The organism is Streptomyces sp. NPDC044064, assembly GCF_056434245.1.
On record NZ_JBWKFN010000002.1, the window covers coordinates 127286 to 145692 of the forward strand.

The 18407-nt window shown below is 65.6% G+C and carries 13 protein-coding genes; 2 read left to right on the forward strand and 11 right to left on the reverse strand.

Annotation, left to right across the window (positions count from 1 at the left end; translation table 11 throughout):
* Genes dpdH through dpdE form a run of 4 tightly spaced genes read right to left on the reverse strand, consistent with a single transcriptional unit; the run spans window position 1 to window position 9853 of the window.
* Entirely contained in the window at window positions 1–3072 is a 3072-nt protein-coding gene (dpdH, locus tag AC07DS_RS03670; protein ID WP_479142345.1) for a protein DpdH, read from the reverse strand.
* Window positions 3065–3973, reverse strand: a complete 909-nt coding sequence (gene dpdG, locus AC07DS_RS03675; RefSeq protein WP_479142348.1) for a protein DpdG — start codon at window positions 3971–3973, stop codon at window positions 3065–3067. The genes dpdH and dpdG overlap by 8 nt, the downstream gene beginning before the upstream one ends.
* Window positions 3973–6579 carry a protein DpdF gene (gene dpdF, locus AC07DS_RS03680; protein WP_479142350.1) on the reverse strand — a complete coding sequence of 869 codons (2607 nt, stop codon included), beginning with the start codon at window positions 6577–6579 and terminating at the stop codon, window positions 3973–3975. The genes dpdG and dpdF overlap by 1 nt, the downstream gene beginning before the upstream one ends.
* Window positions 6569–9853 (reverse strand): protein DpdE, encoded by a 3285-nt coding sequence (gene dpdE, locus AC07DS_RS03685; protein WP_479142352.1) that lies wholly within the window; start codon window positions 9851–9853, stop codon window positions 6569–6571. The genes dpdF and dpdE overlap by 11 nt, the downstream gene beginning before the upstream one ends.
* 553 nt (window positions 9854–10406) lie before the next feature.
* Here dpdE and AC07DS_RS03690 point away from each other — a divergent pair.
* Window positions 10407–10922 carry a VUT family protein gene (locus AC07DS_RS03690; RefSeq protein ID WP_479142354.1) on the forward strand — a complete coding sequence of 172 codons (516 nt, stop codon included), beginning with the start codon at window positions 10407–10409 and terminating at the stop codon, window positions 10920–10922.
* A 723-nt stretch (window positions 10923–11645) separates the two neighbouring features.
* On the opposite strand, the gene AC07DS_RS03695 is transcribed toward AC07DS_RS03690, so the two are convergent.
* From AC07DS_RS03695 to AC07DS_RS03715, 5 genes are all read right to left on the reverse strand, one after another.
* Entirely contained in the window at window positions 11646–11966 is a 321-nt protein-coding gene (locus tag AC07DS_RS03695; protein WP_479142356.1) for a hypothetical protein, read from the reverse strand.
* Window positions 11967–12034: 68 nt separating this feature from the next.
* Entirely contained in the window at window positions 12035–12334 is a 300-nt protein-coding gene (locus AC07DS_RS03700; protein ID WP_479142358.1) for a hypothetical protein, read from the reverse strand.
* Window positions 12334–13383 (reverse strand): major capsid protein, encoded by a 1050-nt coding sequence (locus AC07DS_RS03705; RefSeq protein ID WP_479142360.1) that lies wholly within the window; start codon window positions 13381–13383, stop codon window positions 12334–12336. The genes AC07DS_RS03700 and AC07DS_RS03705 overlap by 1 nt, the downstream gene beginning before the upstream one ends.
* A 15-nt stretch (window positions 13384–13398) precedes the next feature.
* Window positions 13399–13815 carry a head decoration protein gene (locus AC07DS_RS03710; protein WP_306501640.1) on the reverse strand — a complete coding sequence of 139 codons (417 nt, stop codon included), beginning with the start codon at window positions 13813–13815 and terminating at the stop codon, window positions 13399–13401.
* Between the two features lie 108 nt (window positions 13816–13923).
* On the reverse strand, window positions 13924–14457 hold the full coding sequence (locus AC07DS_RS03715; RefSeq protein ID WP_479142363.1) for a hypothetical protein: 534 nt from the start codon (window positions 14455–14457) through the stop codon (window positions 13924–13926).
* A 293-nt stretch (window positions 14458–14750) separates the two neighbouring features.
* Here AC07DS_RS03715 and AC07DS_RS03720 point away from each other — a divergent pair, with 293 nt between their 5' ends.
* On the forward strand, window positions 14751–15803 hold the full coding sequence (locus tag AC07DS_RS03720; RefSeq protein ID WP_479142365.1) for a nitrilase-related carbon-nitrogen hydrolase: 1053 nt from the start codon (window positions 14751–14753) through the stop codon (window positions 15801–15803).
* 194 nt (window positions 15804–15997) lie between these two features.
* On the opposite strand, the gene AC07DS_RS03725 is transcribed toward AC07DS_RS03720, so the two are convergent.
* Window positions 15998–16213, reverse strand: coding sequence for a hypothetical protein (locus AC07DS_RS03725; RefSeq protein WP_479142367.1), 216 nt, complete (start codon window positions 16211–16213; stop codon window positions 15998–16000).
* 75 nt (window positions 16214–16288) lie between these two features.
* Window positions 16289–18052 carry a hypothetical protein gene (locus tag AC07DS_RS03730; RefSeq protein WP_479142369.1) on the reverse strand — a complete coding sequence of 588 codons (1764 nt, stop codon included), beginning with the start codon at window positions 18050–18052 and terminating at the stop codon, window positions 16289–16291.
* Window positions 18053–18407 lie beyond the last annotated feature (355 nt).

Here is an 18407-nt window from a genome sequence, read left to right on the forward strand (position 1 = left end):
TCACTGGCGATCAGTCCCTTCGACTGCCAGAGAACGCCATTCGGCGATGAGTTCCTGCACGCCATCGGCTGCACTTTTTGCGGCCGAAGAACTGGCTCGCATCTCGGCACCCTTCAGTGCCTCGTCAAGCCACTCGTCAGCCATACACAACAGGTTCCGGATGACCTCGATGGAAGTCCCCCGGTCCTGGGCGGCTGTGCGGATGCGCGCAGCTTGGCGCGACGCCTCAGGACGCTCGTCGTCGAAACACCGGCCCAGTTCGTCCTCCAGGGCGGAGATCGTGGACCAATCCACAGCACTTGCCTGCTCAAGAAGCGTATCGAGTTCGCGCGCTCGTTGGACGGGTAGCGACAGACTCACTTCTCTTGCCCTGTCTACGGCAGTTCTGATGCTGGCCAGAGTGTGATTTCCTGGGGTACCGCGTGGTTGCCGCATTCGGATGTCGCTGAGCCAGCCCTTGAGCATCGCGACCTGCCCGTCGATCAGTGCGGGCCACGACACGAACGGTTTGACAGCGGGCTTCACCCACTCTGGGACGTTGCCAGCCGGCGTTTCCCACACCCAGCTGGCTGTTGCCTTCTCCAGCAACGGGAGTGCCCGGGCAGCATCGATCAGGCCCACGGCTCCCCTGCTGCCTTGCGAGATACCGACTCCGGTACGGATACGCATCACTAGGGCACCGCGCGCCGAGCGGTGCTGATTCAGGGCTACTGTCCACCGTTCCGGCCTTGGCATGCCGCCGACACCTTGCCAAGTGTCGCCGTCGTCAACCGCTGCTGCCAGGAGTCCTTCGATGCCCATGCCGGGCCAGCAACGGCCCGCAAGAACTGCTCCCAGAACGGATGCCCGCAGGCCGAGCACGAGGTCGTCGTCTGTAACCTCCAGATTGCGTTGAACTCTGGATGCCAGCGCATCGGAGTGCTGCTCAGCGAGGGTCGCCAGCTTTCGGACGTCCTCGCCGCGCACTTGGTCCAAGCCGTTCTGCGCACGAATCAAGCTTTGGAAGAACCTGCTGTTCGTCGCGCTCCGCTTGAACTGGATCGGTGCACTATCAGCGCCTGTGATGCCTGCGACCGCAGAGCCTTCGATACTGACGACGGTCGCGTTGTTCGGCCAGCCCTTTTCCTTGACGTTGCCTTGCGCCTGCATGAGCGGTGTATTCCAGCGGTACCGCTCGGCTACCGCAGTAGCGATGACTGTACGGATGGCTCGGGCGTGATCCTGCTTGAGGTCGTCGCCGCGTGTCACCCACTCCTCGATGTTCTGAAGGCTCCGCTGAACCGACAGTGGATAGGTTTTGTCCTCTGTCTTGGCAGTGGCTGGCGAGGCACTGGACTGCCGGGACGGCTCTGCCGCAGGTCGCGGCTGTTCCGGGAGAGTCTGGGTCCCGGCCGCCAAGGGGTTGAGGGCGAAGGCCTCCATCACCGTGGAGTCGATTTCGATTCCCTGCGCAGCCGCGTCTCCCCAGAATTCAAGGAGCCGCTCGCGTCGTTCGCCGGCCACAGAGTCGTTGAGATCGATGAACTCGCGCACAGCTGTGTCGAGGGTCGTGTCGATATCAGCAGTAGGGAAACTCTCGGAGAAGGCCGAGTCCGGAAACTCCCCACGCCGCAGGGAACTAGCGTGCTCGATGAGGATTGGCCGTACCACACTCCCCAGCACGGTTCGGGGGACAAATGCCCAGGGCTCATCCTTCGAAGCGGTCGAGTGGACCATGCGAGTCAGGGCCGACCTGTTGAACGGGTACAGCCCGTAGCCGTCGACCGATGCTCCGAACGCATCGTGGCAACGAGGCTGCAGGGGGCACGTGTCGCATGCGTTCGGCGGCTCCGCACCGCCTACTTGTTCCAGTTGATCCTTGCCGATGCGCGCTGCGTTGAGGTAGCGGCCCACGAACGCGGCGATGGCTTCTTCGCCGGTGTCCTCCTCGCTGAACGGCACATCCAGGTCGTACGCGTAGCCAAGGTTTGCGCGTACACGGGTGAGGGCCGTCTCCGGCAGGTCACGGAAGTAACCAGTCGTTACGGCCATGAGAGTGCGGATGGGGGCCAGCCGTGTGGAGCCTTCCCGGTGGGCCGCTTCGACAATGGCGTCTAGCAGGTCCTTCTGTACCCCCTGGATGAGGGCAAAGTCCTCGATGAGAAGAATGATCTCTTTGCCCTGCCGGTGATACTCCTCACGGACAAGGGTCATTGCTTCGAGCAGGCGTCCCATGCCCAGGTTGAAGCTGCGGTTGATCGCAGTTTCCAAGTGCTCGTTCAGAAGGTCGATCGCGATCTCCTGAAGCTCTGCCTTGGAGCTGAGAACCTGTACCCACTTCTTGGCCAGGGCTGACGCCTTGCTGACCTCGGTGATGTCGAGCGGGAGGTCACGAACAGTGAACTTCGGAGGGCGATCCCCGTCTCCCTTGGTGCGATCTCGCAGGAGGTAAGTCGCCAGTTGTGGAACAAACTTGTCCGGCTGGAGCATGAATTCACTGACGTGCGGATCGTCAAGGAGTGCTCCGAGGCCATGAGGGCCGAAAAGTTGCCGCGTCGGCCCTGAGACGCCGCGCCCCGTCTCGGCTACGAGGGTCTCGTTAAGGGAATGGATGAGTCGCCGAGCGAGTACTGATGCATCGATGTCAGCAGTGAACTTGTCGATCTCCGCCTTCAACTGCTTCAGTTCGTCGCCGTCAGCCTCTGCGATCAGGCTTTGCACTACTGCTTTGAGGCTCGTCCTATGCTTCTCAAGATAGATTACCTCACGGGATTCAGCCCGGTCGTCGGCCAGTTCAAGATGCTCACGAACCCATCTGACGAGGTGAGACTTTCCAGAACCAGACTCGCCCACGATGGGCATGAGCAGTGCACCGGTGATGGATTCGTGGTTAAGGAAGTCGTGAAGGACCGCCCGTTCATCCACCGGCTGCCCCTCGAGCACAAGCTGACGGCCATCGAGCCGTGCTCGCTGGATCCGCAAGGGCGCATGTGTGGCCCGGAAGACGGCGGGGGAAGGCGAGATCGCCTCGACGCTGATGGTGTTGGCGGCCGTCGCGGGGTCCCAACAAACCTTTCCGCGGAAGTTAGACACTTGGGACCTCCTGCATCGTGATGTCGCTTACGTAGCGCGGGCTCGAGGGCTGCTCTGGGTCGGTTACCTGCAGCACCAAAGGTGCATCGGAATCGAGCTCCAGGCGCAGCCACTTCTCGTCGCTGCCGCGGAGCAGTGCGAAGGAAAGAGCAGGGCCTGCGACACGGTCACCGGGATTGTCGAGACGAAGAGTCCTGGAGTATTCGCCACCGGGCAGTACCGGCAAGTACTCGCGGACGCTTCGGACGGCTGTTACGGCGTTAACCTGCTGGCCCGGCTCCCACAGGCTCTGCATTACATACCTGACGGCGGCGGTGCAGTCTGGAGTCAGTGGGCTGCTCCCTCCCCCGGAGATGAGGGGCCGGGCGGCGAGCCCCAGCGCGGGAGCCCAATCTCCGAACGGCCGCCAACGCTCAGCGTTGACGATGGCGGGTCCAGCTTCCGGCTTGAAAGCGTTCTTCCTGAGCTTCTGTGCTTGCTCCCAGGCAACCGGGGGATCCATAGGGTCCAGAGTGAGAAACCAGGCCAGGGCTCGAGTGAGGTCGCGTGATCCCCTTTGCTCGTCGTTGTCCCCCAAACCGCTGTTGCGTTCGGGTGCCAGGACAGCGGTGCGCAGTGCAGCGGAGAATGCATCCCAGTCGCGGCCGTCGAGAGCCGTAGCGGGCCCAGCGAGCTCTAGTTCGCTGGTGGACTCGTGAACGTGGAGTAGCCCGAGTTCCCTGAGCGTCTTGATGGCCTTGTTGAACATCTCCGACGCATCCTTGTCACCCGATGCGAGTGTCGGTGGACTCAGAAGGGCACGTGCGCTGTCGAGCGACACGGGCTTCTTCGAGTGGGCCAGTAGACGGACGACTGCCCACATGGGGTCGGGGCGCGAGGCGTCCACGTTGATCAGGGCCATCAGAACGACTCCAACGCATTCTGGAGGGGGAAGCTTTGAGGATGAAGAGTCACGAACGGTAGGCCGGGACGGCTCGGATCCGGCGTGTTTCGTGGGTGGATCAGGTAAGTCACGTCTGGCGAGCCAAGTCGTGATCTGAGCACCATGTCCATGGACGACCGCTCGTCGTCCAGCACCCATACGATGGGGCCCTCGTAGAAGCGAAGTAGATCCGCGTCGGTGTCACAGATAATCGGGTGCGGTGCCACATCGTCCTGGAGAGCTTCGGCTACATGTGACGTGACTCCTGGCCCACCGATGACCTTCAGGCCGCGAAGGACCAGCATCTCCAGCAGTCGGGGCAACCGGGCCCGGCGGTCGGCATCGGTTCCCCACCACAAGCTGAGGCAGGATGCGGTGCCTCGCATGTTCCGGAGGGGATCGCGACTGGCCCGACTTGGGGCTGGAACCAGCGGATGAGGGTCTCCTGCCAGCTTGTAGAAGCCGTTGTCCCCGGGAATGCCTGTCGATCTGCAACTGGGGCAACCACGGCAGTTCACTCCCGTCAGCAGTGAGGCACTGCCTTGCTGAACGCGGTAGTAGGTGCTGAGGACCTCACCTGTGCATCGATCGCCCCGCAGCAGGGTTCGGAGATCAGCAAGCGCGTTTCTTTGAGCAGCAATTGAACGCCGGCGCTCAGCTTCGAACCTAGCCCGGAAGTGCTCCTCATCATTGGTTTGAGTGTCCTCGAGGGTGACGTCGACATGTGTGGATGCCACCTCGTAGAACCGATCCAGGCGTTCCTGAAAGGCGGCACGCATTTCGCCATCGTTCCGCTGGGGCGGTTCAGGAACGTGGAGACCAATGAGCCCTGCGCGCAGCATGAGGTTCAGGGTGCGGATGTTCCAGTCCCGGTTGGCCTCCGAGGTGTCATGAACGTTGTCCGGGATTGAGTCGAGGTCGACGAGGTAGTGGCGCGGACGCGTGTACGTCTTGTCCCTGACGGTCCACATCCATCGCCACCTAGACCACGCCTTGTCAGCCCCGATGATCGCTTGCCGATTGATGCCCTCGGCGACGGGCTGGTCTCGGGGTGCCGACGCCAGGTAGGCCACGGACGGACGTCCGTCCCGGCCCGTCCGTCCTACCTCTTGGTAGTAGCGGTCTACGGTTTCCGGCAGGCACGCGTGCACCACGCTGCGGACGTCGGGTAGATCAACGCCCAGGCCGAAGGCCGAGGTTCCCACGACGATGTCGTATTGGGTGGGGATACGCCCCGAGGCGGATCGGCCGCCCCAGCCTTCCACTGCCCGTCGGCGTTCGTTCGGGCTTGAGTAGCCGGCGACATCGGCTACTCGTGCGAAGCCGGCTGCACGCAGGCGGTCAATCCATGCTCTGGCGTCTTTCCGCTCGGTTACGTACAGAGCCAGAGGCCTCGGCAGACGGTCAATGGCACGAAGGATTGCCTCAGTGCGCTCTTCCTCGTCGGTGAAGGCGTCGATGTAGTAGCTGGGCTCGTGGCGCAATTGGGCGCCCCAAACGATCTCAGCAGGCTTGGGGCCTGCGAAGAGTTTCTCAAGAGTGGTCACCTGCTGTTCGGTCAGCGTTGCGCTCATGCAGACCGTGACAGGTGCACGTCCTGGCGGGGCTGCGCTCAACCAGGTGCGCCGGTGCACGGACATGGTTTGGAACTCAGGCCGGAATCCCTCGCCCCATTGCTCGACGAGATGCGCCTCGTCGATGACGAAGTACTGCAGGTGACCTGCCTCGGCGGCGTCTTCGAGAGCAGACTTGAGGCCAGATACGAGCGATTCAGGGTTCGTGAATACCAGTCGCTGCCTGCCGAATCGGATGTCGTCTCGCACTTGTTGCTTGAGGTTCTCGTCCAGGTCACCGATGTAGGCATAGCGGCCGGTGGGGCTCCGTCGCCCGCGCGTGCTCAGCAACTCTTGGGCACGGCGTTCCATGTCCAATGCGAGCACGACAGTCGGCACGACGACCAGGGTGACGCCGGTGCGGCTGCTTGCGAGCAGCGCGGGAGCCTGTACGAGGGCGGTCTTGCCGTGACCGGTCGGCAGACAAGCGATCACAGTGCTGCCCGGCTCTGCGAGTGCTACTGCACGAGCTGCTTGCCGCTGCCCGATCGACTTGTACTGGGCGTAGTCGTCACCGAGGGCTCGCGTCCAAAAGGGGTCGGCAGGGCATGGCTCCAACTGAAGGTGCTGTTGGAGACTTTCTCCGAGGTGGATCTGCTGCAAGTCGTACTGAGCGGCTTCCTCAGCTTTCTGGTCTGATGCGCCAGGGTGCCATGGCCGGGCTGTGACCAGGACGCGGCGGCCATCCGGGAGCGTATGGCAGTGCATCTGTTCCCACTGCAGCCGCGTAGGCAAGGGTGCGCCAAGTGGGACTGAGAGGCCAGACGTGTTTCCACGGGCCTGAGCTTCGAGAAGGATCTGTCGCGTCAGTGCTGCCACGTCGCGCCATGAGGACCTGTGTTCTGCCAGACCGTCGAGGGCGTCCTTGAGACGGCGCAGGGTGCCGTCGTATTGCGTGTCCTCGGACACCGAGCCAATGAACGGCCAGGTGTCGAAGAGTTGCTGCGCCCCAATCCAACTGTCACGCACCACCCTGTGCCCCCCTTCGCCCGCTGCGGACGACGCAGGTTGCAGATATGAGTCGTACGTTCGGCTGCGTGAGACTATCGATGAGTAGCCCGACGGTTTTCAGGTCTGCCAGTTGGCTTTCGGTGTCGTTCAGGAGGCGGCCGGCGGCCCTGCGGGCCTCTGCCTGGGCTCGGGTCACGGCAAGTCGTCGGCGAGCCCTTTGCTGGGCCTCGGCGCACAGTGTTCTCAGGTCGGTCACGCGGAAGAGGTCGTTGCGGGCGACCTTCTCAGCGGTTTCAGCGGCGTGCTGGAACTCTGACCAGCCACCGAAGATGTCAACAAGATGACGAATCCGCTGACTATTAAAGTTCTGGCACTTCCGGTGATCGTAAGGGCTGTTCAGCCATTCGAGCGCCGTAGAGAGCGTCAGCGCCTCGGTGCTTCCTGCCCGCACCCACACCCTGCGTGTGAACGGCGGAAGGAGAAGGTCGGCCTGGCGCTGCAAGGCCCGCTTCACCTCGTCCGGGTTGGTCACCCCCTCAGCTGCTGTAGAGATGTCAGCCTCTACTAGGAAGTCGAAGGCGAAGTAGGGTTCCGGGTCCCCTGTGTGGCTGGAGTCGACGCGCTCGAAGGCGGTTGCCTGGCCACGCTCGTCGATGGCGCTCAGGACAGCGAGCATGTCGATGAACGGGTTTCCGATGCGGAACACCCGTGTACCTGGAGAGCGCAGGGCCCTTGACCGGTTGAACGTCCCCTGCGCCATGGCGGGAGCCAACGTCATGGCCTGCGCCATGTACAGACGCGGTGGGACGTGCGGCCGGGACCCGACGAGGTCGAAGACAGTTTTGCCGATGGTGTGCTCGGAGTGGCGGACGTTGATACCGCCAGATCCTTCGCTTGTGTACCGGAAGACAGCGCGTTGAATGTCCGTCCAGTCCAGTTCTAGCTCTCTGAGGGTCTTTGCCATGTCGTCTCGGCCATCGGCATCGAGGTAAATGGCCTCGAGCATGTCCATCTTCTCGATCTGCTGGCGTGCTTCGAGGAGTTGATCCTGCACACGCTGCAGCGCGGACGCGAGCCCAGTGGGGCCATCTCGCAGGGCGTCGGCCCAGACAGCGTCGAGGCCCTCCGCGATGGCGTCCTGCAGTGTCGACACCGACTGCGAGAAGATGTTGTAGCCGTCGCGCAACAGGTTCAGCCAGGCTGTGCCAAGGGCTTCGTGTTCGGCACTTGCGCTGATCACGTATTGGCTGGCGGCATCGAGTTGGCTGACGGATTCGGCGCTGCGATAGCGGTCTACTCGTCCGATGCGTTGTTCAAGTTGGTTGGGGTTCCACGGCAGGCGCACGTGCACAACGGCATTCGCCATCTGAAGATTTAGCCCGTCTTCGGCGGTGTCATCGGCGACAAGGACGGACGTACCCGGTGTCTTGCGCCACTCTGTGACCGCTTCCTCAGAAGCCGCCGCGCCGACTTGGCGGGTGTGCTCCGCAACATAGGCGCTTCGGGACAATCCTCGTAGACGTGTCGCGAGTTGGTGCGCCAGTGCACCCGGGCCGCAGAAGACGACGATGCGCCCACCGCGATTCAGCGTCGGGATGAGGGCGTTGGCCGTCGCCTTGAGCGGCTGGTTGTCCGCTGCTTCGTCGAGGTGCCTCTCAAGCTCGAGAAGTGCTTCCATCTCTGCAGGGATGAGAGCGGGTGCGGCGAGCGTGGCTTGCTCTTGAGGAGTGAGGCCGGCTCGTTGTGCCGCTTGGGCATCTCCGCGTACCCGCCAGCGCAGTGCGCCGACGAAGTCGTCGAAGGGACCGCCCGCTCGGGACGCGATGACGCTGAGGATGCGGGCGTAGGCGGTGGCCTCGTCTTCGAGGCCGGCGTTGAGCAAGTGATCCGAAACGCCAGTACGCCACGCCACCAGGGCCGTTTCGACGGCGTCGAAGGTGGAGGGCAGGGTGAGAACGTCCGAAAGTTCCCGACCGCGGACCGCGTAGGGTTCACTCTCCTCGGCTTCGTCCTCTGGCTTCTCCACCTGGTCTCGCCGGTGTCGGATCACCCGGCGATGCAGGCGGTACGTCTCACTGATGTGCCCCCGCAACTCCTCTACGTGCAGGGCGAGATCATCGGGTTCCACTCCGTCACGCAGGTCATCGTCTTCAGTGAGGCACTCGATGATCTGCTCTGCGAGGTGTTCAAATCGGGGATCATGAGGGAGGAGCCGCCGGATGTCGTCGAGCGTCGACCTCAGCAGGAAGGTGAAGGTGGCGTCCAGGGCGTAGACGCTGTCCGCCAACTCCGCGCGTAGGGCGTAGCGGTGCTCGAAAGCTTCGCGGTCGTCCCACCGGTAGAGGTCGGGTTCGAGCAGGTGCAGCAGTCCGAGATGAGTCGTGTAGCGAGAAGTCACAGGGGTCGCGGACAGGAGCAGAAGCTTTGGGGCAGAGTGCGCCAAGGCCGCCAGTTCACGGTAGGGCGAGACGTTCTCGTCGGCGTCCTGGGCCAGCGCATGTGCCTCGTCCACGACGACAAGGGCACTGTCGTCGTACTGGGGCCACTTCTCCGGTGTCTCGTGAGACGTGATCACGATCCGAGCTGACGGAAAGTCGTCGATGAAGAATTTGTTGCGGAGCTCCTTGTCCCACTGACGCCGAAGCGGTTCGGGGGCGACGACAGTGATTCGAGCCCACGGATCATCAAGAAGGGTCTGGCGGATGACGAACCCCGCCTCGATGGTCTTCCCCAGGCCGACCTCATCGGAGATGAGGTAACGCTGCACGGGATCGGAGAGCACGGTTATTGCAGCACGGACCTGGTGCGGAAAGATCTCGGCAGCCGAGGACAGTAGCGCCGCCATGTTCGCGCAGGCAGCGCGTTGCGCCACGAGATTGCGCAGGAAGGGAAGCCGAGCGTCGCGAAAGTACCCTGACTCGCTGCCGCCGCTCGTGAGGACTTGGAGGGGGTCGTGGATGGGACGGTCCCAGCGCACTCGGAGGTCGCCCTCGCTCGCCCGCTCGTTCCACTTCTTGTTGGGGACTTGGATGAAGTATTCCGGGAGATGTTCTCCGGTGACCCGACCCGCGAGCCAGTCTCCGGTGCTCGGCTCGCGCCAGTAGACCCGCGTTTCGGGTTCGAGCCGGGCACGCCAGCAGTTCCTCGCCGGCACATGCTGGGAGTGGACGACTTCCTCGGCTACTGATTCGAAGAAGTCGACGCGCAGCATGTCCCCATCGATGGCACCAACCCGGCCGATGCCCGGGGCCCCCGTGAACTCGACGAGGTGCCCAACCGCGAAGCCCGAAGACATCCTTCTGCTCGCCCCCCACCTGCTGATTTAACAACTGACACGAGCTTAGGCGCACCCACTGACAACACAGTCGACGGAGTAGCGCAGAAATTCGCATGAAGTTTCGATAATGGACCGAGAGTGCTGCCTCGGCACCTCCTGACTGAATCGGCACATGGCATTAATGGGAATGAAGCGGTCATGTCGGACCGACGTGTCGGAGTGTACCGCGCTACGAAATGCGACCGAAACGATGCCTTGCTCCGAAGCGACGCCTATGTCACTGCGCGCTCCCTGACTCAGCGGGCCTCTGACAGCCGTCGGGGGGAATCGTCGCTTGACCTGCGATAGCTGTCCAAGGCTGGGGCCACCGACTTGCCCTGAGGTCTGCGGCTTCGCGCCGCCTGACGTGCATATGCCCGCGGCAGTGCACTCAATCCCGGACAGAGTCTCGATGCCTGGGCCCGTTACCAGTGTCAGTGGCCTGGGCTGTACTGTCTGGGCGCTCGCCTCGCTGTCCGTCCGCGGCGTGGTATCGGCGCAACGACCACATCATCGAGACAGGAAGAAGAACGTGAACGTCCCCGCCCCTGCCGGTATCGCGACCCTCGTCGCTTATGTCGCCACCATCCCCGCGGCCAACCTCGCCGTCACCCACTTCGGAGCAGTCCCCGTCGGCTTCGGCTGTGTTGCTCCCGCCGGGGTCTATATGGTCGGCCTTGCCCTGGTCCTTCGTGACCTCGCGCGTGAATCCGCCGGCCGCGGCGCTGTCCTCGCGGCTATCGCCGTCGGCACAATGCTGTCTTACTTCCTCGCGGACCCCACACTCGCCATGGCCTCGGCCGCGGCTTTCGCGGTCGCCGAAACCATGGACTTCGTCGTCTACGAACCCCTTCGCACACGCGGTCTACTGATCGCGATGCTCGCCTCGAACACGGTCGGCCTGCTCGCAGACAGCCTCCTCTTCCTCAAGCTGGCCTTCGGCTCGTTCGAGTACCTGCCCGGCCAGATTCTGGGCAAGGCGTGGATGACCCTGGCCGCGATCGCCGTTCTGGTCCTACTTCGACGCCGGAAGCAGGCGACTGCCTGAGCGGTGGCTTCAAGCCATGGACTCCAGCGCAGTCAGCCTCGTAACAGAGCTACTCGAGTCGCTCGTGATTGCATGAAGATCGTCGGTACGCAGGGACGCTGGAGGTAACTGAGTCCGCAACGGCCAGATCTGCGAGCGGGGGAAGGCAGCTTACTGACACGACGTCATGACCCCTGTCAATCTCCTCAACTTGCCTTGCGGCCCGCCGCTTCGATACGGTCGCGTCATCAATGAGGGCCCCACCATGCCTAGGTCTGGTGGGGCCCTTTTGTGTCCTCTCGAACCCGGGGGGACCGAGTGTCGCGTGGCACCGTCTTCTTCAGGTTTGGCGGCCAGGGAGACGGCGGCCGTGCTCATGCGAAAGGACAACTGGTGAGTACACACCATGGCACAGGTTCCAGCCAGCAGTCACCCGGGGATGGCCCCGCGGACGACGCCTGGGGCCCGGAGGCTCCACCGTCGACGTCCTCCCGTGTACGGCGCGCAAACGTACAACTGCTGGTCGGCGGCCACACCGTCTTCGCGGTGTACATCTCGCCCGCGATTGTGGGAGGTGCAGGAGTTGCGTCCCTGGTAATCGGGGCGGCGAGTTGGGCCCACTGGCCTTGGCTGTAGAACCGTGAGACAGGCCGCGGGGGCACCTGCTCCCGCGGCCTTCGGGCGGTCAATGAAGGCACAGACGGAGTGCTGCAGTGGCTCGCCGACGTGGCCCCGGGCCACGCGCTATCTGTAGCGGCGGGTCGGCACGAGCCTAGCCACTGCCAGAGCTTCGCTCGCTTGGTCTTCGTCCTCTGGCGCAGGTACCTGCCGTACAACTTCGATATGCCGCTCGATCCCTCGCAAGTTCTCCTGGAGGTCCATGGTCACCACCCCGTCCACGGTGACCTTCAGCGGGTCCGCGAGGAGCTTCGCTCGCCGCTCGCCCAGCACCTCCAGCGCAACTGCGCGCACCGACCGCAGCCGGAAGAACCGGCGCTCCAGGTCGGCCGGGTCGGTGTCCGGCCCGAGCTGCGCCAGCAACCATGACCGCTGGAACTCGTCCACCCGCTACTCCCTCCGCGCGGTGCGGCCCGCCGCCGGGCTGTTCCCGGTGGCGGGCCGCCTCCAGATGGTCACGACGACGAGGACGCCGAACGGCCCCCGCCCCGCCTTGACGGAGACTTCCTCGTCCCGCCCGCGCCGGCCGTCTCCTCCTGTCCGTCGTCCTTGCTCCCGGACGGCTCCGCCTTCCCCACCGAGACAGCCTCGTCCGGCTCGTCGCAGTCGCCCGGCGGCACCTCCCACGCGTCCGGGTTGGTGATCAGCACGGCCATCTCGGGTTCCGGGCAGTCCCCCGGCAGCAGGATCAGCTCCTCCCGCATGGTCGGGTCCTGTACATAGACCGCGGCCTTCAGCCGCCCGCGGCCCGCCATCACAGCACCTTCGCCACGATGTGCGCGTCCGGAGTGTGCATGACGGGCATCCCGACCGCGGCGCCCTTGGTCCAGATCTGCACGGGGTCATCCTGGACCCCCCGGGTGATGATCAGGCCAGGGGCATCCTCGCGAAGGATCTCGGGGTTCGACCCGCGCGACAGCACCAGGGCCTCTGCGGTCACCCCGTACATGGTCTGGGCCCACTTCTCCCGCTCCGGCGGCACGAGAATCCACAGGTTCTCGGGCAACACCTTGCGGGGCTTGCCGTCCACCCGCACCTGGGCCTTGTAGAACTGGATCGGCGGCAGGCTGTAGTTGCCGCGCACCACGTTGATCTGCTGCGGAGTGAGCGTCGCCGTCGGGGTGGTCGACGGGTTCACGCTGCCGTAGTAGGCCGCCCGGTAGGCGTTGTTCGCCGCCAGGTAGCTGAACGCCTTCCGGGAGGTGATCACCAACTCCGGCTCCGGAGCACCGATGTCGTCCAGGTGCTGAATCCATCGCAGCTCATCCGCGATCGGGTCGGAGGCCGGGTCGGACCACGGTATCCGGGCAACCGGCATGTTCTCGGCGGGGACGTTCCAGTCCACCTCCAGCGTCAGGCCGTTCTCCTGTTCCAGCGTGAACCGGCCGTCCGCGAGTACGTCGCCGGCGGCCAGTTCCAGCCGGGACCGGATGGCCTCGACGTGCCGTTCCACGTCGTCGTACAGCAGCTCGATCATCCGGTCCTGGTCCGAGCCGTGCGACGCCTCCAGCAGGATCTGTTCCTGCTCGGAGACGACGAGCTTCTGGCCCAGCGCGGGCAGCGCGCCCTCGCGGGACGTCTGCCACGCCTCACGGGTCGCGAACGGCACTGAGGCGTTGAACGCCCGGTACTTGGCGACGTTCACGTACCGGCCGGAGTCCTTCGTACGCCACTTCACCTCCCGTATCTCCACGGTCGGGAAGAACGTCTGGGTGAGGAGGAAGTCCTTCGGGGACGGGATCGCCCTGGCGAACGCCGTCAGGTCCATGACCGAGACGTCCTTGAGCAGGTCCTGAATCGTCACAGCTCAAGCCCCCGCTCAGACGAAGCGGATCTGTGCGGCACGCGGGTGCCACACGAGCTGGGACACGTCGATCCCGCCGGGCACCTTCGACGCCTTCACCGCGCCGTGCCACAGCAGGGCGGCCGGTACGCGGGTCTGGCCCGGCGCGAACGGGGCCTCCGCGATCACGAAGCCGCGCAGGATCTGACGGCCACAGTGCGCCTCTGGATCGTACGGGCCGTACAGGCCGGACTCCGCGACCCTGCCGACCGGGACACCGGACAGCACCCGGCCGTACGGGTCGCAGCCGTCGCCGCACACATAGTGCGTGCCCTCGCAGAACAGGTTCAGGTCGAGGGTGATCGTGTCGACGGAATCGGTGCCATGCAGGGAAGCCAGCCACTCGCGGTTGGCGGTGGTGTACTCGGACTTCGAGACGGGCTGAATGGTCATGTGCGTGTCTCCATGGACGCTGCGGTCAGAATCCGCACACCGCCCACGGAGGCGATGTCGTCCACGAAGTTCTGGGGGGCGTGGTCCCCCAAAGGGCTAGGCCCGGTACTACCGGGCGGCGGTGTCGCTGAACTCGGGGATCAGACCGCGGCGCTTGGCCATCTCCAGCCCGGCCGAACCGGGCTTGGACACCGAGGTCGTGCGGGTCGGGCCGCGCCCGGCCGGTGCGCCCGCGGGGGCGGCCGGCACCAGGGTGCGCACCTCGCCGAACAGCTCGGGACGCCGGGTGCGGAGCTGTTCGGCGGCGGCCTGGACCTGGGCCTCGTCGGCAACCTCATCATCGACGGCCAGCAGACGCTCCGCGTCCACCAGGTCATCGCCCTCCGCGCCAAGAGCCACGAGCGCAGCCCGCCGAAGCGCGGCCCGCTCCCGCTCGGCGGCCAGCTCCTCCCTGCGCGCGGCCTGCAACTCCCTCTCCTGTGCGGCCTGTTCCCGGCGCTCGACCTCCGACAGCGCGGCCTGCTCAGCCTCCCGCTGCGTCGTCACGAACTCCGTCAGCGCCTTCGGGGTGTCGAAGCCGAGCGCGGACAACAGTCGCTTGATCGCGGCCCGTTCACCCTGGGCCTTCTCTCGGGTGAGCATCTTGCCCAACCGGTCCTGAGTGACCTTGACCTGTTGCTCCTGGCCGCCGTCATCGGTGCCATCGTCCAGCTGGTCGTTCGTCTCATCCTCCGAAGAGGCGCCAAGAATCGGGTAGATCGGCCGCCCATCACGGCGGAAGCCGACAGGACGGCGAGGCGGCAGGGGCCGGACCATACATCTCCTCCAGAGCGCGCCCCCGCGCTGTCGGCCAGTGTAACCACCTGCGCCGACACGGCGACGAGTCCTGTCCGACCGCCACCGCAGGATGGCGATCGGACAAGGAGGCCACACCCATGACCATCAACCCGTACACCGCCGTCGGGCTCATCCCCGAAATCACCGAGATCCAGCAGCGCGACGACATCACCACCAACCTCGACCACCTTTACGCCCTCACCCGCACCGCCGTCGCCCTCGGCGGCCTCGACCACCCCGTCCGGCTGGTCGTCCTGCCCGAAGGCGCACTCCAGGGCTTCACCGACGAGATCCATGACCTCGACCACGCCACCTACGCCCGCACCTGCGCCATCAGCCTGCCCGGCGCAGAGACCAAAGAACTCGGCCGCTGGGCCCGCGAGTTCGGCATCCACATCATGGCGCAGGCCAAAGCCCTGCACCCGGCCTTCCCCGACCGGTACTTCAACATCGCCTTCGTCATCGACCCGGACGGCGAGATCGTCCTCCGCCACTACAAGCTCGCCCCACTCCCGCCCATGGAGCACAGCCTCAGCCCCCACGATGTACTCGACCAGTGGACCCGGCTCTACGGGCGCGGCCCCGAGGCGTTCTGGCCGGTCGCAGACACCGCCATCGGACGTCTCGGCGTCATGATGGCCAACGAGGCGTCCTACCCCGAGAACGCTCGCGGCCTTGCCCTCGGCGGCTGCGAGATCGCCTACCGCACCAGCTACCCTTTGCCCGGGGTCGCCTCCGACGCGTACGACATCCAGAACCGGGCCCGCGCGCTCGACAACACCATGTACGTACTGGCCCCCAACCCGGCCTCGTACACCGGCGCCGACGGGCAGCGCGTCGACTTCTTCGGCGGCCACTCCACCATCACCGACCACACCGGCCGCACCGTCGGCCACCTCGACCACGGCGGCGTCGCCACATTCGTCACCGCCACCATCGACCTGCCCGCCCTCCGCCGCCAGCGCACCACCGCCGTGTGGACGAACTGGGCCAAGGACCTGCGCACCGAGCTGTTCGCCACCCTCTACAACCAGCCCATCTACCCGGCCAACCTCTACGCCGACCGACTACCGTACAACCACGCCGAGTACCGCGAACACGTCACCGAGCCCCAGATCGAGCTCATGCGCGCCCGCGGCGTCTGGCGCTAACGGCCTTGGGAGCGACTCCCGTGAGGCCTGCCACTGGGTGCGAGTTCTTCGAGCAACTCGCCGACGTGTGCGCGGGGGATACCGGACAGGGCAGGATGGGAGCAGGCCGCACGGGTCCAGACAAGCGTCACAACTCGCCCAACCCGTACGGCCCTTCTCACGTCACGGGCCGACCGTCACCGCTCCCAAGGTCGTTAGCGGAAGTCGTAGTCCTCATCCATGCCGCTAGAGAGCCAAATGTCCTCGGCTCCAGCGAACGAGGAGTCCTCAGGCTCCTCCTCGTAGTCAACCGAGTCCGGACCCTCGACGTGATCCTCGCCGGTCGTGCACCGGCAGGGGAAGATCTCCTGGGTGAGTTCACCGTTGACGATGCTGTTGACGGCGCGGTCGTGCAAAGGTCCCGTGGGCATACCCCAATGCTACCGAGTTGTCCCGTAAATGATCTCCGAGTCGTAGCCCCCGGCTCACGTACCCCGGGGCCCGTGTCACCGGCCCGAGCCCACCGGCTCCCTCCCGCTCTCCCGCTCTACCGCCTTCCGCGTACCGGCCGCACCCGGACCGTCGCCCTCCTCCTGATCCTCCTCGCCCTCGTCGCGCCCTCGACGCGCCGCCGCCTCCGCCATCCGCACGGCAGCCTCCTGCTGGGCCTTCGCCCTGATCCGCTCCACCTCCTGCGAGGCGTCCTTGATCGGGTACCCCGCCTCCAGCAGCATCGTCACCGCCGTCTCCAGCGACAGCACGCCCGCCCCGAACGCCTTGACGACCTCCTCCAGCACTGCGCCCCGATCAGTCGGCGTGTGCGGCGCCCACGCCAGCCGCGCCGGCTGCGTCTCCCCGGCCGCCCAGCCCTCCGCCTGCCCGGCCTGGTACAGCCGCTGCACCATCTTGAACAGCAGCCGGTACTTGTGCTCCCGCGCGAGCCGCATCATGCCGATCAGCGCGTCCAGCGGCCCCAACGCCAACTTCAGCGCGTACCCCGACGGCACCTCCGTGGCCTCCAGCGTGCCCAGCCCAGCGGCCGTCACCCGCGAGTTGGCCGCGATCCGCTCCAGTAGGTGATCCACCCGGGCCCGCAACTCGGCCAACTGCGGCGACGTGTCCAGCGCATCCATCCGCCCCGTCTCACCGAGCTGCCACACCGCACCCGCCCTCACCTCAAGATCCTGCGGCCTGCCTGTCGCCCGGTCGACCGGCAGCCGCGCGCCAGCGAGCCCGATGATCGGCGTACCCGTCGTCGCCGACGCGGCCGAGCTGTCCGAGTCCGTGGCCGCAAGCTCGTCGAGCGCCTGCAGAACCCGCGCGAGCACCGACCGGCCCCAGTGCTCCCCGCCGTCCGGGATCGTGTTCGCGACATGCACCACCGGCACGAAGTCGATCATCAAGTCCAGCCGGTTCAGCTCCGTGCCGTCCCCCCGCACCCGGAACGCGGCCTTGCCCATCGGCAACTGGTCCAGCGTCTCGCCGTTCTTCAGGTCCTCCAACAGCCACTCGGCGTCCGTGAGGTAGCACGTCACGTTCGACGTACGGCCCGGCTCCCACGGATAGGTGCGCGCCCTCGCTGAGCCGTCGCCCTCCTCCTCGCCGCCCTCGGAAATCGGCCCGAGCTCGTACGTCACCCGACGTACCCGAGCCTTCAGCCCGGCGTCGTCGTCCGCCGGCAGTTCCCACGCCAGGTGGACCTTGCGGGGGAAGTCGTCATCCTCGTCGTCCCACTGCGGAAAGAAGAAGCCCGGGTCATAGACCCGCAGCGTCGGCCGCTGCTTCCCCGGGTTCCACGCCAGGACCATCACGCTGTCCCCGAGGAGCACCGCCGCCCGCTCCGCCTGCTGAACACGGAACGTCAGCAGCTCCTTGTCCGCCCACTTCCGGAGCCGGTCCTGCACCGCAACGGCTTCCGCCGCACCAGGCGTCGGCGTCGCCTCATCGGCGTGCTCCGCCCCCTCCACCGCGACCTTCTGCTCCGAGCCCAGCAGGTAGCCGAGAGCGGTGTCCACCAGGTTCGCCGCGTCGCCCAACTCCCGACGCTCCAGCGCACTCGCGTCGCCACCGGTCGCCGCGAGCTGTCCGGCCTGGTTGTTGTCGTACGACGCCAGCACCTTGTATGCGGCCAGCCGCCGCAACTCGTGCGGCGGCACCCACGTCTTGGCCAGCTCGGGGAATGCGCGGCTGCCGGGACGCCCCGCCTCCGCCATCACGGGCTTGTAGTTCAGCCACGACCATGCATCGATCACGAATTGGCGCAGGCCCACATCCACTCCAGGAAGGTCGGCCCCGCGCCATCGCCACAGCCTAAGCGCCGTCGCCGATCCCGCTCGCTCTGCACGGCACCGCTGGGCACGTCACGGCTGGCGCCGAAGCCCGCACGCTTCTCACCCCATGAGCCAGACATGGCACGTATGCCGGTATCTGGCTCACGTCATCGCTCCGATGCTCCGACGTCTCGCTGTGACATCCTGCTCGTCCGGGGCCGTACCGCCCATCAGTAACCCGCCCGCCAACGCGAGCGCGCCGAACGGGGTAGCAAGCTCGTACGGCCCCGGACAACAACAACCTGTGGCCCGGGAGTTGCGCACCATCCGCGACACCAGAACCGGTTCCCGCGCC

Excerpts from the sequence above, each read along its gene's own strand:
- dpdE (WP_479142352.1), bottom strand. The coding sequence starts at position 9,853 with ATGTCTTCGGGCTTCGCGGTTGGGCACCTCGTCGAGTTCACGGGGGCC.
- AC07DS_RS03710 (WP_306501640.1), bottom strand. The coding sequence starts at position 13,815 with ATGACCATTCAGCCCGTCTCGAAGTCCGAGTACACCACCGCCAACCGC.
- AC07DS_RS03715 (WP_479142363.1), bottom strand. The coding sequence starts at position 14,457 with ATGCTCACCCGAGAGAAGGCCCAGGGTGAACGGGCCGCGATCAAGCGA.
- AC07DS_RS03700 (WP_479142358.1), bottom strand. The coding sequence starts at position 12,334 with ATGGCGGGCCGCGGGCGGCTGAAGGCCGCGGTCTATGTACAGGACCCG.
- dpdG (WP_479142348.1), bottom strand. The coding sequence starts at position 3,973 with ATGGCCCTGATCAACGTGGACGCCTCGCGCCCCGACCCCATGTGGGCA.
- AC07DS_RS03725 (WP_479142367.1), bottom strand. The coding sequence starts at position 16,213 with ATGCCCACGGGACCTTTGCACGACCGCGCCGTCAACAGCATCGTCAAC.
- AC07DS_RS03720 (WP_479142365.1), top strand. The coding sequence starts at position 14,751 with ATGACCATCAACCCGTACACCGCCGTCGGGCTCATCCCCGAAATCACC.